Consider the following 13188-nt stretch of genomic DNA (forward strand, 5'->3'; position numbering starts at 1 on the left):
CGAGTCCGGCTTCGGCGAGGTCGTCCCCGTTGCCGAGGCAGGGCAGGACGAGCGCGGGGTCGACGGCGGTGATCACGTTGGTGAGTTCCAGGACGTCGCCGGAGTGCGCCGCGACGACCTCGGCCATCGCCCTGGGCTCGACCGAGTCCCAGAGCTCCACGACGGCCAGCCGGGTCAGCCCGCCCGCGGCCAGCCGCTTCAGCTCGGGGACCAGGTCCTCGCGCAGGGCGCAGCAGGAGCAGTCGTTGACCAGCGGGGTCTCCTCGGCGGAGATCGAGCCCCCGGAATCGCGCAGCGTGCGCAGGACGTTGCCCTCGGCGGCCGAGGACGGATCGTGGTGCAGGGCGATGCTCCCCGGCACGGTCCGCAGCAGGTGCTCGACGGTCTCCTTGCGTGCGTCGGCGTGCATGCCGCCGACGATCACGACGGGGAGGGTCACTCGGACCCTCCGTGGCGGGCGGGGCGGATCGGGGACTTCACGGGGTGGCTCTCCTCAGCTCTCGGGCCGCAGCAGGCCGCGTTCGTACGCCTTCGCCAGCCGCTGCGGAACCAGGTGCACGGCCCCGTCGACGGTGATCGGGGCGAGCTGCGGTGTCGTGGCCTTCCACTGGGCGCGGCGGTGGCGGGTGTTGCTGCGGGACATCTTCCGTTTGGGTACGGCCATCGGGACCTCCTGGTGTCGAAAGCGTTCGGCGCGAGCCTATACGAAAATGACGACCATTTTCAATAAGGGGGTGGGGTGGGTGCGCGTCATCGGGGGAGGCGCGTCTGCGTGTCCCATTTCACCGTCCGGCATGCGGGAAGTCGTCTTCGTTTCCCGGGCGTCCGCCCTACTGTGGGCCTCGCAGCTGGTTCGCCCCCGTCCGCCAGGCGGGAGGCGTCGTAAGAGGGAACCCGGTGGGAATCCGGGACTGCCCCGCAGCGGTGAGCGGGAACGACCGCCGTCATACGCACTGGGACCGGAACCGGTCCTGGGAAGCGACGGCCACTAGGTGCCCGCCGGGAGACCGGCAGGCGAGCCCGCGAGTCCGAAGACCTGCCCGTTGCCCGTGCGCGATCGACCGCGCACGGTTTCCCGGTGACCTCGTGGGCGGGTCGGCGTGCTTCAGGCGGGTCCTCCCGTCGCGTACCGAGCCGTACGCGACCCCGGCGCCCGCCCGTTACCGCACCCTTCGCGTCCGCGACCCGTCACCGGGTCCATGGAGACACGCTCGCGAAGGAGAGTTCCGTGACCACCGAGTCCGCAACCGCGCCCGTAGGCGCCACCGTGTACGGCTACCCCCGCCAGGGACAGAACCGGGAACTGAAGAAGGCGGTCGAGGGCTACTGGAAGGGCCGCGTCACCGCCGAAGCCCTCCGCGCCACGGCCCGCGACCTGCGCCGGACCAACTGGGCCCGGCTCGCCGGGGCCGGCATCACCGAGGTTCCCACCGGCGACTTCTCGTACTACGACCACGTCCTGGACACCACGGTCATGCTCGGCGCGATCCCCGACCGTCACCGGACCGCCGTCGAGGCGGACGCCCTGGACGGCTACTTCGCGATGGCGCGCGGCACCCAGGACGTGGCCCCGCTGGAGATGACCAAGTGGTTCGACACCAACTACCACTACCTGGTCCCCGAACTCGGTCCCGACACCGTCTTCACCGCCGAACCCGCCCGACAGGTGGCCGAGTTGAAAGAGGCCCTGGCCCTCGGTCACACGGCCCGCCCGGTCCTGGTCGGACCGGTGACCTACCTCCTCCTCGCCAAGTCCGCACCCGGCACGGCCCCCGGCTTCGAGCCGCTGGCCCTCCTCGACCGGCTGCTCCCCGTCTACGCACAGGTCCTCGCCGAACTGCGCGCGGCGGGCGCCGAATGGGTCCAGCTCGACGAACCGGCCCTGGTCCAGGACCGCACCCCGGCCGAACTCAACGCCGCGGCCCGCGCCTACCGCGAACTCGGAGGACTCGGCCTCACCGAGCGCCCCAAGCTGCTCGTCGCCTCCTACTTCGACCGGCTCGGCGAAGCACTGCCCGTACTGGCGAAGGCACCCGTGGAGGGCCTCGCCCTCGACTTCACCGACCGGGCCGCCGCCAACCTCGACGACCTCGCCGCGGCAGGCGGCATCCCCGGCAAGCGCCTGGTCGCGGGCGTGGTCAACGGCCGCAACATCTGGATCGACGACCACCAGCGCTCGCTGACGACCCTGGGCACCCTGCTCGGCCTCGCCGGCCGGGTCGACGTCGCCGCGTCCTGCTCCCTGCTGCACGTCCCGCTCGACGCCGACGCCGAGCGGGACACCGATCCGCAGATCCGGCGCTGGCTCGCCTTCGCCCGGCAGAAGACCACCGAGATCAGCACGCTGGCCCGGGGACTCGCCCGGGGCACCGACGCGATCGCGGCCGAACTCGCCGCGAACCGGGCCGACCTGGCCTCCCGCGCCGCCTCCCGGATCACCCACGACCCGGCCGTCCGCGCCCGCACCGCCGCGATCACCGACACCGACGGCCGCCGCGTCCCGTCCTACGCCGAACGGGCCGCCGCCCAGCGCGCCCACCTCGGCCTGCCGCTCCTCCCCACCACCACCATCGGGTCCTTCCCGCAGACCACGGAACTGCGCACCGCCCGCGCCGACCTGCGCACGGGACGCATCGGCACGGCGGCCTACGAGGACCGCATCCGGGCCGAGATCCGCGAAGTCGTCTCCTTCCAGGAGAAGGCGGGCCTCGACGTGCTCGTGCACGGAGAGCCCGAACGCAGCGACATGGTCCAGTACTTCGCCGAGCAGCTGACCGGCTACCTCGCCACCCGGCACGGCTGGGTCCAGTCCTACGGCACCCGCTACGTCCGCCCGCCGGTCCTCGCCGGAGACATCTCGCGCCCCGCCCCGATGACCGTGCGCTGGACCGCGTACGCCCAGGAGCAGACGGCCAAGCCGGTCAAGGGCATGCTCACCGGCCCCGTCACCATGCTCGCCTGGTCCTTCGTCCGCGACGACCAGCCGCTCGCCGCCACCGCCCGCCAGGTGGCCCTCGCGCTGCGCGACGAGGTGACCGACCTGGAGGCGGCCGGCACCTCCGTCATCCAGGTCGACGAGCCCGCCCTGCGCGAAACCCTTCCGCTGCGCGCCGCCGACCACGCCGGCTACCTGGAGTGGGCCACGGAATCCTTCCGCCTCACCACCAGCGGGGTCCGGCCGGACACCCAGATCCACACCCACATGTGCTATGCGGAGTTCGGGGACATCGTCGAGGCCATCGAGAACCTCGACGCCGACGTCATCAGCCTGGAAGCGGCCCGCTCCCACATGCAGGTCGCCGCCGAGCTCGCCGGCGCGGGCTACCCGCGCGAGGTCGGCCCCGGCGTCTGGGACATCCACTCTCCCCGCATCCCCTCGGCCGGTGAAGTGACGGCCCTGCTGCGCAAGGGACTCGGGGCGATCCCCGCCGACCGCCTCTGGGTCAACCCCGACTGCGGCCTGAAGACCCGCGGCTGGCCCGAGACGCGGGCCTCGCTGGAGAACCTCGTCGAGGCGGCCCGCCGGGTGCGCGCGGAAGTCTCACCGAGCGCCTGATCCCCCGTAGGACGGCCGGCACCCGGAGGTCCCCGGTGCCGGCCGGGTGCGCGCTCCCGCGCCGGCCGGTGGACCCAGGCAGCGGGCGGGTCCCCACCTCCCAGGTCAACGCCTTCGGCGGGATGGGCGGGATGGGCGGGACCGGGGGCCTCGACGGCTCACGCGTGACCGGGGGCGGGGCTCGTGCCTCCGGAGGAGGCGGCCCAGATGAGCGGGTACCTCTCGCTGCCCGCCCGGTCGGCCCACTGGAGGCGGTCCCGTACGATCCCGCGCCGGCTCTCCGGAATCCCATCCGCCAGCCTGCTCAGCAGATCGTGCATCCTGCGCAGTGCCATCGGGGAGCCGGCGGCGGGGAAGAGCAGGTCGTCGACGGCCGTTCGCACGAAACGCTCCCAGTCGGGCACCGGGAGCGTCACCCGCAGCCGGCCGCCCCCGTCGGCGAAGCGGCCGACGCCCAGGTCCAGGCCGGCCAGGCGGGTCAGCAGGTCTTCGAGGCGGTCCATGCTCTCCACCGCCGTGGCCGGGTCGTTGACGGCCGGGGAGAGTGCGCGCAGCGCGATGTCGGCGAGGAGCCTGAAGGGCAGATCGGGGTCCTGGTCGAAGGTGCGCTCCACCCCGGTCTCCAGAGCGCCGCGCAGCACCGCCTCGGGCAGCCCGCCGCCGGTCACCTCGGCGAGCGTCATGCCCCGGGACACGGTCGATCCCGGGGAGACGCGGAAGTCGATCGAGCAGTCGTGCTCCTCGGCCAGGCCGACCAGGGCGCGTACGTCCATCCGCTGGACCACCACGGCCGGTCCGGACCAGAGCACGGCGGTCGCGCCGGCGCCCGGGGGTGGTGAGGCGGTGCCCGTGGCCGTTTCCGGGTCGTACGGGCGTACGTACACCTCGTCGAACAGCCGGTGCGCGCGCGTGGCGATCGCGGTCAGGGAGTGGCCGAGCTGGATCGAGTGGAACGCTCTCGTCTGCAGGCTCCGCATGAGGGCGAGCGCTACCAGGGTGAGCACCATGGCGATCCCGGGAACGAGGGTCGACACGGTCGTTTTGCGGGCACCGATGGCCAGCCCCGAGGTGATGCTGAAGACGAACACGCCAACGGAGAAGGCGAACGCGCGCCACACGATCGGGTCGTCCCGGAAGAGGCCGAGGCGCGGCGTGAAGGTGCTGGCGGAGAACTGGATGACCAGGAACAGCATCGAGTAGATGATGCTCACCAGGCTGATGACGCCGAACCCGAGGGTGAACAGGAGCGTCACCACAGGTCCGGCATCCACCTGGGGGCCGCCCAGCGAGAGCGTGGGGAGCAGCACCCCCAGGGCCACCCCGACGACCGCGCAGAAGAGCTGGGCGAGATCCCGGCGCACCGCGCGCGGGGGAGGACGGAACGTCGTGCCCCACCGAGGTCGGCGTCCCCGGGGCCGCGGGCGCGCGGGGTCGTCAGCCGAGCCGGACATCCAGCCTCCTCCAGGACCCGGTGAACGCGCCCTTCCGATGAGGATGCAACCACGGGAGCCACGAGAGCGGGCGGCGAAATGCCGGATACATCCTTTTTTCGGGGAGGGGGGAGTCTTGCTGCCCGGGTGCCGTCGGCGCGTGGAGCGAAAACGACCGAGGTTGTACGCCTCGCGTCAACGGGGCTGCCATGCGGCGGCTTCGGGCCGCCGGATAGGGTCCTGGCATGATCACGGCCCGAGCTGCATCCAGTGCGAGGCGGGTCCGCCGTCCGGCGGATGCGCTGCGGCTGCTGTGGCTGGCCGCCCTGCTGTTCGCCTTGCTCTACACGCATGCCGCCGGAGCCGAGAGCGCCGCGGCGCACGTCGCCCGCGGCGCCGTGCCCGTCGCGCACCTGGATGCCGTCGGCGATGACGGTGCCGTCCCTGTCGGCCGCGCCGACGCCGGCGCCGACGCCATCGACCCTCACGGCGCCGAGGCGCCCCGCGGGCACGGCGACGGCGGTGGGCACGGTCACCCCGCCGAGGCCTGCGTCTCCGGCCATCCCCAGCAGGGCGGGGAGCTGCCCGCTCCGCCGCTCGTTCCCCTCGGCGATCTGTCGCCCGCCGTCGCCGCGATGCGGCCGGGCTCGTGGGCGCCGACCGTTCCGTCCGGCCTTCCGCCCTTGCGAAGTGTCCTCGGCTCCGTGGTGCAGCAGGTATAGGACCGGGCGCTCTGCCCCGTTCTGACCCGACTCTCATCACAGACCCCGGCCCGCCCCCCAGGGGCGACGGGGTGATGAGCCGTGCACGCAGCATCAAAGGAACCCGTACGTGACTTCGCCCCAGCTCCTCGGCATCCGGACCGCGGACACCTCGCCCGACTCTCCCGCCACGGGACGCGCCGCCCGGCGCAGACAGCACGCCGGCATGACCCGGAAGCGGTCCCTGGCCGCCCGGTACCTCGGCTACGTCGGCTACTTCGTCGGCGCCGGCCTCATCAGCGGCGCCGTCGTCCACCACCCGCTCGCCCCCGACCGCTACACCCGCATCGCCGTGTACGGGGCCCTCGTCTTCCTCGCCGCGACCGTCCTCAACGAGTTCGTGCTCACCAGGGAGCGTCCCGGGCTGCCCCGTCTGCTGCTGGTGATGGGCGCCTCGCTGCTGCTGTCCTTCGGCATCGGCATGCTCAGCGGCGGCCTCCAGCACTTCGACGACTTCCCCGCCCGCGGCGCCGTCCTGGTACCCGCCGGACTCCTCGTCTCCTTCGTCGCCTACGTGATCAAGGACGCCGACACCCCGACGCGCCGGATCTTCAGCCTCGTCGGCCTGGCCGTTCTCGTCACCGCCTCACTCGCCTTCCTCGGCCTGCGGGAAGTCGCGGCCTCCATGGAGAGCGCCCCCGGCGGTGGCGGCCACAGCCACGGCACCGCCGAGCAACCCGCCGCGGACGACCACGCCCCTGCCGCCACCCCGGAGAGCCCGGCGGCTCCCGGCCCCGGCGCATCGCCGACCGTAAGGCCGGCTCCTTCGCAGACGCCGCACAACGACGGTCACGGTCACTGAGCCACGGGGAGGGGTGGGTTCACCTGCCCCTCCCCGTGAGGGCCTTCGTTCGCGCGGACACGCCTCTCATCAGCCGGGCCGCGCATGCCGCGTAGGCGATGCCGAAGAGGAGCGAGGCCAGGAACGCCAGGTGCCGGGAGAACCCGTCGATGAGCGGGAAGATCTGCCAGTGCGTCAGGTAGATGTAGAGGGAGCTGGTCGCGAGGAGGCCGGCCAGTTGGTTCAGGCGCTCCCGGCTGGGGAGGCCGGGCACCCACACCAGGAGCACGAATCCGGCGAGGATGATCGCTTCCCGCCCGGGGTCCCCGGGGAAGAAGCCCGGCACGGTGGCCAGGGCCGCCAGGGTGACCAGAAGGCGCTGTCGCACGGTGGCGGCCTTCGCCGCCGCCCAGCCGAGGGCGAACAGCCAGAACACGGTGACGGCGTCGGGGATGTGCTCGCGCTCCGGCAGGCCGACGAGGTCGTACCGGGTCAGGAGTCCCAGGCCGGCGAGCGCCAGGGGCAGGGCGTACGGGAACCGGCGCTCCGCCCGGTCCACCGCGGGCAGGCCCAGGAGGCCGACGGCGGCGGCCAGGATGTAGACGAGGGCCTCGATGAACCAGAAGTGCATGCCGGTCTTGAGTCCGGTGGGGCCCATGACGCTGTCGAGGAGGAAGAGGTTGGCGAGCGTGTAGTCGTCGTTGAGGAGCAGGATCAGGCCGATCCAGGCCATGCTCGGCAGCGCGACGCGGGCGAGGCTGGTCCAGCCCCGGCGTACGCGTACGCGCCGTTCGGCGGAAGTGAGGTGGAAGCGGGCGAAGTTGTATCCGGCGACCGCGAGCAGGATGTGCGCCCCGCCCTTGATGCCGAACACCTGGATGTGCGATCCGACGATGCAGAAGATCGCCAGGGCGCGGAGCGCGACGCTGGTCTCCAGGGTCCGCCTGCGGGAGGTGTCCGTGTGCTCCGGAGGCCTGAGGTCCCGGATCGGTGTCGTGTGCCAGCCGGCCGGCAGGTGGCCGAGCCGCTCTTCGAGCTGGATCGACATCTCCACGTACGACAGCGAATCGCCGCCCAGGCTGACGAAGGAGCTGTCGTCCGTCACGTCCGAGCGGTCGAGGACCCGTGCGTAGAGCAGGTGCAGGGGTTCGGGGGCGCCGTCATGTGTGGCGGCGGGGCCGGTCGTGACGTTGGTGCCGGTGGGTGCCTGGCGGGTCAGTTCGGGCACGGCCCGGTAGTCGGGCTTGCCCGAGGGGAGGCGGGGGAGGGCGGTCAGGACGCGGACGTGCACGGCGCGGGCCGGGAGACCGCAGTCGCGGGCCACGAGCCGGGCTATCCGGCGGGCGTCCCGGTCGTGGCCACCGACGGCCGCGATGCGCAGTGCCTCGTCGTCGCCGGTGCACAGGGCGCTGACGCCGTGCCGGGCGAGCATCGCCTCGACCTGCCCGGGGTCGATGCGCAGGCCGAGGATCTTCGCGAAGCGGCTGCTCCGGCCGGTGATCTCGTACAGCCCGTCGGGCGAGCGGCGCGCGATGTCGCCGGTGCGCAGTTCGTGCACGGTCCGGCCCAGTGCGAGGTCGCCCGGGGAACGGGCGTAGCCGAGCATGACGTTGGGGCCGGAGTAGACGAGCTCTCCGGTGTTCCCGTCCGTGCCGTCCGCGCCGTCCGTGGGGTCCGTCGCGTCCGTGCCGTCGGGTAGCGGCCGAAGGCGGAAGGAGCCGCCGGGGATGGGGATTCCCGCCGCCTCGGGACGGGATTCCGCGAGGTGCGGCGGCAGGTAGGCCATGCGGGCGGTCGCCTCGGTCTGGCCGTACATCACGAAGAGCTTCCAGCCGGCGGCGCGGCCGAGGGCGGCGTATCGCCGGACACGGTCGGGTGCCAGGCGGCCGCCGGCCTGGGTGACGTAGCGCAGGTGGGGCAGTTCCATGGCGGCGAAGCCGACCCGGTCGAGCAGGTCGAAGGTGTACGGCACCCCGGCGAGGGACGTCCCCCGCGCGGCTTTGAAGAGCTCCCAGAAGCAGGTGTCGGCGACCGACAGGTCGGTCAGGATCAGTCCGGCGCCGCGCAGGAGGTGGCTGTGCACGACGGACAGGCCGTAGCAGTAGTGCAGGGGCAGGGTGGTCGCGGCGCGGTCGGTGTCCCGGATGTCCAGGTACTGGGCGATGGCCTCCGCGTTGCTCTGGAGGTTCTCGTGCGACAGCCGGACGAGCTTCGGCGATCCGGTCGAGCCCGAGGTGCTGAGCAGCAGGGCGAGGTCCGGGTGTAGCTCGTGCGCAGAGCCCTGGCGCCGCTCGTCGAGCAGTCCGCCCTCGCCCCCGGGGCGGGCCACGACGTCCGGGTCGTACGCGTCGATCAGCGACTGGACGGCTTCGGGGTGGTCGCCCGGCACCAGGAGGACGGGGTGCCCGGCCGCGAGGGCGGCCAGGTGGACTACGAGGGTGTCGACGGTGTTGGCGGCGACCAGCAGGACCAGACGGCGTTCCCGGCCGAGGCGGCGGGCCGCCTCGTCCACGCGTACGGCCAACTCGGCATAGCTGACCGGGCCGTCGGCCGTGATGACGGCGGTCCGGTCGCCGTGGGCGGCGAGGCCGAGGGCGAACGGGACGGACGCGGTGCCTGGGAGTAGGTCGGGAAGGACTGTCACGGGCGCATCTTAGGAAAGCCTTACCTCGCCCGATAGTCACAGGAAAGTCACAGATGACTCAAAGAAGATCCACAGGAAAATAAGCGGTAGAGTCGGCTCCGCCGATGGGTGGGTGCGGTCGAATTGTTGCGTGCGTCACCCTTGACCTTTAGGTTAGCTTTACCTTACTTATGGGGCGTTACCTGTTTCTCCGCTGCCCCTGTAGGAAGGCTTCCCATGCGACGCCCCCTGGTCCGACGCCTGACCGCGCTCTTCGCGGCGGCACTCCTTCTCCCCGCCGTCGCGGCCTGCGGCGTCGACGAGGACGATGCGGGCCTCGTCATCTACTCGGGCCGCAACGAGAAGCTGGTCAAGCCGCTCCTCGACGAGCTGGAGAAGGCCGTCGGCACCACGGTCGCCGTCCGCTACGGCGAGAGCGCCGAACTCGCCGCCCAGATCCAGGAAGAGGGCGGCAAGACCAAGGCCGGGCTGTTCTTCTCCCAGGACGCCGGCGCCCTCGGGGCCCTGTCCACCAAGGGTCTGCTGGAGAAGCTTCCGCAGGCCTCCCTCGACAAGGTGGACCCCGGCTTCCGAGGCGGCGCGGGCGACTGGGTGGGCACCTCCGGGCGGGTCCGCGTCCTCGCGTACAACCCGGGACAGGTCTCCGAAGTCCCGGACACCGTCCACGATCTGGTCAAGCCGGAGTGGAAGGGGAAGGTCGGCTACGTCCCGACGAACGCCTCCTTCCAGGCCTTCGTCACCGGCATGCGCGTCCTGGAGGGCGATGACGCCACCCGCACCTGGCTCAAGGGCCTGAAGGCCAACGAGCCGAAGGTGTACGACAACAACCTCAAGGTGCTGGAGGCGGTCGGCAAGGGCGAGGTCTCGCTCGGACTGGTCAACCACTACTACTGGTACGAGCAGGTCGCCGAGAAGGGCGAGGCCAAGGTCAAGGCGAAGATCCACTTCCTCCCCGCCGGTGACCCGGGCGGCCTCGTCAACACCGCCGGTGTCGCCATCGTCAAGGGAACCGACCAGGCCCCGGTCGCCCAGAAGGCCGTCGACTTCCTGCTCTCGGAGAAGGCGCAGAAGTACTTCGCCGAGGACACCAAGGAGTACCCGCTCGCCTCGGGCGTGACCAGCACGGTCAAGGGCCTCCCGCCGCTGGCCACCCTGGACGCCCCGAAGATCGACCTCGGGAAGCTGGAATCGCTTCAGGAGACCCTGAAGCTGCTCCAGGAAGCCGGGATGGTCTGACCTCCATGCCCTCCACGGATCCCGTCACGCCGACGGATCCCGCCACTGCCCACCGCCCGGACGGCGCCACCGCGCCGACCGGGCGGTGGCGTGCCGGGCGCCGTCCACCCTCCATCCTGCTCGTCCCCGCGGCCGTCGCCGCGGTGTTCGCCCTGCTGCCCCTCGGCTACCTCGGCGTCCGCTCCCTGGAGCGCGGCCCGGCCTTCGCCTGGGACGTCGTCTCCGACGAGCGCACCGCCCAACTGCTTGGCCGCAGCCTCGGACTGGCCGCCGTGGTCGTCTCGGCCTGTCTGGTCCTGGGCATCTCGCTCGCCTGGCTGACCGTACGGACCGACCTGCCCGGAGCCCGGGCCTGGTCGGTGCTGGTGACCCTGCCGCTGGCCGTGCCCAGCTACGTCGCCGCCTTCGCCTGGCTGTCGGCCTTCCCGCAGCTGGCCGGCTTCACCGGGTCGGCCCTCGCGCTGACGCTGGTGAGCTTCCCGTACGTCTACCTGCCCGTCACCGCCGCACTGCGCGGCACCGACCCGGCGCAGGAGGAGGTCGCCCGCTCGCTGGGCCACGGGCCGCTGAAGACCTTCCTGCGCGTCACGCTGCCGCAGCTGCGGCCCGCGGCCGCCGGCGGAGCGGTACTCGTCGCGCTGTACGTGCTCTCCGACTTCGGCGCCGTATCGCTGATGCGCTACGACACCTTCACCCGCGGCATCTACACCTCCTACCGGGCCAGCTTCGACCGCACTCCGGCCGCCGCCCTCAGCATCGTCCTCGTGGTGATGACGATCGCCCTGGTCGCCGCCGAAGCGCGGACCCGCGGCCGGGCCGGCCACGCGCGAACGGGCGGCGGCACCGCCCGCCCCGCCGTTCCCGCGCCGCTCGGCCCCTGGCGGGCGCCCGCTCTGGCCTGGTGCGCGGCCGTCACCGGCGTCGCCGTCCTCACCCCGCTGGCGACCCTCGGGTACTGGCTGGCCGTCGGCAACTCCGCGACCTGGGACCCGGCCACGCTCCTCGACACCGCCGCCACCACCCTCGGCGTCGCCGCCGCGGGAGCCGCGCTCACCACCCTGCTCGCCCTGCCGGTCGGAGTGATCGCCGCGCGCCACCGCGGCCGGACCGCCCGGCTGCTGGAGCAGTCGGCCTACGCCGGCCACGCGCTCCCGGGCATCACCGTCGCCCTGTCCCTGGTCTTCTTCGCGGTCCGCTACGCCGAACCGATCTACCAGGAACTCCCGCTGCTGGTCTGCGCGTACGCCGTGCTCTTCCTGCCCGTCGCCGTCGCCGGGACCCGCGCCGCCGTGCTCCAGTCCCCGCCCGTCCTGGAGGACGTGGCCCGCTCGCTGGGCCGCTCCCCGCTGCGCGTGCTCCGCGAGGTGACCGTGCCGCTGGCCGCCCCCGGGGTCGCCGCCGGAGCCGCGCTCACCTTCGTCGTGTGCATGAAGGAACTCCCCGCCACCCTGCTGCTGCGCCCCACGGGAATGGACACCCTGGCCACCCGCCTGTGGACGGAGACCGGCACCGGATCCTTCGCCGCCGCCGCGCCCTACGCCGCCGCGCTGATCCTGCTGGCCGCCATCCCGTCCTACCTCCTCGGAAGGCACCGCACATGACCGACCTGCAGATCGCCGGCCTGACCAAGGCGTACGGCCCCGGTGCGGCGCCGGTCCTCGACGGCCTCGACCTCACCGTCCCCGGCGGCGCGCTGACCGCCGTCCTCGGCCCCTCGGGCTGCGGCAAGACCACGCTGCTGCGCATCATCGCGGGCTTCCTGCGCGCCGACGCGGGCACCGTCACCCTCGACGGACGCGAGCTCTCCGGCCCCGGAGCCCACCTTCCGCCCGAGCGCCGCCGCATCGGCATCGTGCCCCAGGAGGGCGCGCTCTTCCCGCACTTGAGCGTCGCCCGCAACGTCGCCTTCGGCCTGACCGGGCTCGACCGGGCCGCCCGGCGGCGGCGCACGCAGGAGATGCTCGAACTCGTCGGCCTCGCCGGCTACGGCGAGCGCATGCCCCACGAGCTGTCCGGCGGCCAGCAGCAGCGCATCGCCCTGGCCCGCGCCCTGGCACCGCAGCCCGCCCTGGTCCTGCTCGACGAGCCGTTCAACGCCCTCGACGCCGCCCTGCGCACCGGCGTACGGGCCGACGTGCGCGCTGCCCTGCGCGCCACCGGAGCCACCGCCCTGCTCGTCACCCACGACCAGCAGGAAGCCCTCTCCACGGCAGACCTCGTCGCGGTCGTCCGGGACGGCCGGGTGGCCCAGTGCGCCACGCCGCACGAGGTGTACGGGCGTCCCGCGGACCCCTGGGTCGCGGCCTTCGTCGGTGACGCGGTCCTCGTCACCGCCACCGCGGACCAGGACACGGCGGCCACCGCGCTCGGCCGCATCCCCCTGGCGGACCCGCCCGGCGGGCTCCGAGAGGGTGTCGTCCTGCTGCGGCCGGAGCAGCTCCGGCTGACCGAACCGGACGCGGCCCGGGCGGGCGGCACGGTGACCGACGTCCGCTTCTACGGCCACGACGCCATGGTCACCGTGGCCGTCGACGGCATCGACGACCCCATCGACGTCCGGGTCCCCAGCCCGGCCGCCGCCCGCCCCGGGGAACGCACGGGCATCGAGGTGACGGGAATGGCGACCCTGCACCCCGCCGCCGGCGGTCGGAGCGCAGGAGCATTCCCCGGTGCGGCCGGGGTGGCCAAGCCCGTCCCGTAGGCCGCGATCACCGCCGGGGCGCAGGGACGACGCCCCGGCGGACGGTGGTTCAGGTCCTCACCTCGGTGGGCGCCGCCCC

The 13188-nt window shown here is 72.9% G+C and carries 9 protein-coding genes, 1 pseudogene and 1 riboswitch; of the genes and pseudogenes, 6 read left to right on the forward strand and 4 right to left on the reverse strand.

Features of this window, described 5'->3' with window-relative positions; translation table 11 throughout:
- A pseudogene (locus ACFWBW_RS40160) lies at positions 1 to 409 on the reverse strand (cobalamin biosynthesis protein CobW); the annotation flags it as partial.
- Between the two features lie 84 nt (positions 410 to 493).
- Positions 494 to 664 (reverse strand): 50S ribosomal protein L32, encoded by a 171-nt coding sequence (rpmF, locus tag ACFWBW_RS40165; protein ID WP_385384341.1) that lies wholly within the window; start codon positions 662 to 664, stop codon positions 494 to 496.
- A gap of 168 nt (positions 665 to 832) precedes the next feature.
- A riboswitch (cobalamin riboswitch) is annotated at positions 833 to 1059 on the forward strand.
- Positions 1060 to 1228: 169 nt separating this feature from the next.
- Between rpmF and metE the strand changes: the two genes are divergently transcribed.
- The gene (gene metE, locus ACFWBW_RS40170; RefSeq protein WP_385384344.1) at positions 1229 to 3556 is read left to right on the forward strand and encodes a 5-methyltetrahydropteroyltriglutamate--homocysteine S-methyltransferase; all 2328 of its coding nucleotides are present in this window, start codon (positions 1229 to 1231) and stop codon (positions 3554 to 3556) included.
- Positions 3557 to 3714: 158 nt separating this feature from the next.
- Here metE and ACFWBW_RS40175 read toward each other — a convergent pair whose 3' ends face one another.
- The gene (locus ACFWBW_RS40175; protein ID WP_385384347.1) at positions 3715 to 4917 is read right to left on the reverse strand and encodes a DUF2254 family protein; all 1203 of its coding nucleotides are present in this window, start codon (positions 4915 to 4917) and stop codon (positions 3715 to 3717) included.
- 314 nt (positions 4918 to 5231) lie between these two features.
- On the opposite strand from ACFWBW_RS40175, the gene ACFWBW_RS40180 reads away from it, so the two are divergent.
- Together ACFWBW_RS40180 and ACFWBW_RS40185 are read left to right on the forward strand one after the other, a co-directional pair.
- A complete protein-coding gene (locus tag ACFWBW_RS40180) occupies positions 5232 to 5708 on the forward strand; it encodes a hypothetical protein (protein ID WP_385384350.1) in 477 nt (158 codons plus the stop codon).
- A 109-nt stretch (positions 5709 to 5817) separates the two neighbouring features.
- Positions 5818 to 6549 (forward strand): hypothetical protein, encoded by a 732-nt coding sequence (locus ACFWBW_RS40185; RefSeq protein WP_385384352.1) that lies wholly within the window; start codon positions 5818 to 5820, stop codon positions 6547 to 6549.
- 19 nt (positions 6550 to 6568) lie between these two features.
- Here the strand turns inward: ACFWBW_RS40185 and ACFWBW_RS40190 are convergent, their stop codons facing one another.
- Positions 6569 to 9172, reverse strand: a complete 2604-nt coding sequence (locus ACFWBW_RS40190) for an AMP-binding protein (RefSeq protein ID WP_385384355.1) — start codon at positions 9170 to 9172, stop codon at positions 6569 to 6571.
- A gap of 216 nt (positions 9173 to 9388) precedes the next feature.
- Between ACFWBW_RS40190 and ACFWBW_RS40195 the strand changes: the two genes are divergently transcribed.
- The 3 genes from ACFWBW_RS40195 to ACFWBW_RS40205 are packed head-to-tail and all read left to right on the forward strand — an operon-like array spanning position 9389 to position 13109.
- Positions 9389 to 10408 (forward strand): iron ABC transporter substrate-binding protein, encoded by a 1020-nt coding sequence (locus ACFWBW_RS40195; RefSeq protein ID WP_385384358.1) that lies wholly within the window; start codon positions 9389 to 9391, stop codon positions 10406 to 10408.
- A gap of 5 nt (positions 10409 to 10413) precedes the next feature.
- On the forward strand, positions 10414 to 12009 hold the full coding sequence (locus ACFWBW_RS40200; protein WP_385384361.1) for an ABC transporter permease: 1596 nt from the start codon (positions 10414 to 10416) through the stop codon (positions 12007 to 12009).
- Positions 12006 to 13109, forward strand: coding sequence for an ABC transporter ATP-binding protein (locus ACFWBW_RS40205; RefSeq protein WP_385384365.1), 1104 nt, complete (start codon positions 12006 to 12008; stop codon positions 13107 to 13109). The genes ACFWBW_RS40200 and ACFWBW_RS40205 overlap by 4 nt, the downstream gene beginning before the upstream one ends.
- Positions 13110 to 13188: the final 79 nt, after the last annotated feature.

This window comes from Streptomyces sp. NPDC059957 (genome assembly GCF_042730015.1).
Lineage (GTDB): Bacteria > Actinomycetota > Actinomycetes > Streptomycetales > Streptomycetaceae > Streptomyces.